At 50.6% G+C, this 1,103-nt stretch carries 2 protein-coding genes; both read left to right on the forward strand.

Annotated elements, in window-relative coordinates:
* The first annotated feature begins 23 nt into the window (after nt 1-23).
* The gene (locus tag AN618_RS12405; protein WP_342670491.1) at nt 24-551 is read left to right on the forward strand and encodes a folate family ECF transporter S component; all 528 of its coding nucleotides are present in this window, start codon (nt 24-26) and stop codon (nt 549-551) included.
* A 27-nt stretch (nt 552-578) separates the two neighbouring features.
* Nucleotides 579-1,103, forward strand: a 525-nt coding sequence (locus tag AN618_RS12410) for a formate--tetrahydrofolate ligase (RefSeq protein WP_157081767.1), incomplete at its 3' end; no start/stop codon positions are given.

The following is a 1,103-nucleotide window of genomic DNA, read 5'->3' on the forward strand; positions in this document are numbered from 1 at the left end:
AGGAGGACACCGATTTCATGAAAATGAGCACTAAAAGGATAACCTACATGGCGATGTTCGTGGTGCTGAACATAATACTTACCCGAATTGCCAGCATAAGGATAGCATTCGGCACGGTGGAAGCGATAAGAATAGGATTCGGAGGATTTCCCGTCATCCTGGCCGGGATTACGATGGGCCCGGCAGCGGGAGGAATTGTGGGAGCAGTCGGTGATCTGGTGGGTTACTGGATAAACCCGGCAGGGCCGTATATGCCGCATTTCACTCTTACCGCTGCATTGACCGGCATGATACCCGGTTTTATGATAAGACTTTTTAACAGTAAACAACCGACCATCTGGCAGCTTGCCATAGCGATAGCTACCGGACAGATAATAACTTCGGTGTTACTCGTGCCCTATTTTCTCTACAAGCTCTTCGGCATACCGCTGGTTTATAAGATAGTTACTTCCTGTATCGTTCAAGCTTTTAATATTCCAATATACACCATTTTTGCCAGGCTAATAATGAAAAGGTTTAGCATCGGCCTGGCTCCGCAAAAAATCAATTAAAAAAATTCCGGAAAGGACGGGGTGTAAATGGCTTTCAAAAGCGACATAGAAATAGCCCAGGAGGCAAAACTAGAGCACATAAGGGACATTGCCGCAAAACTCGGGCTTTCCGAGGACGACATCGAATACTACGGCAAATACAAGGCGAAGGTAGATTACAATTTATTAAAACGCCTTGGAGACAGACCCGATGCCAAACTGATTCTGGTGACTGCCATAAACCCCACGCCCGCCGGTGAAGGAAAGACCACCACGACGGTAGGCCTGGGCGATGCCTTAAGAAGGCTCGGCAAAAATGCGGCCATAGCTCTAAGGGAGCCCTCTCTTGGCCCGGTCTTTGGCGTAAAAGGCGGAGCGGCCGGCGGCGGTTACGCCCAGGTAGTGCCCATGGAAGACATAAACCTGCACTTTACCGGAGACATCCACGCCATAGGAGCAGCCAACAACTTGCTGGCGGCCATGGTGGACAACCACATATACCAGGGCAACGAACTCGGCATCGACCCGCGGCGCGTAGTGTGGAGGCGCTGCATGGACATGAACGACAGGCAG

Source organism: Fervidicola ferrireducens, assembly GCF_001562425.1.
Taxonomy (GTDB): domain Bacteria; phylum Bacillota; class Thermosediminibacteria; order Thermosediminibacterales; family Thermosediminibacteraceae; genus Fervidicola; species Fervidicola ferrireducens.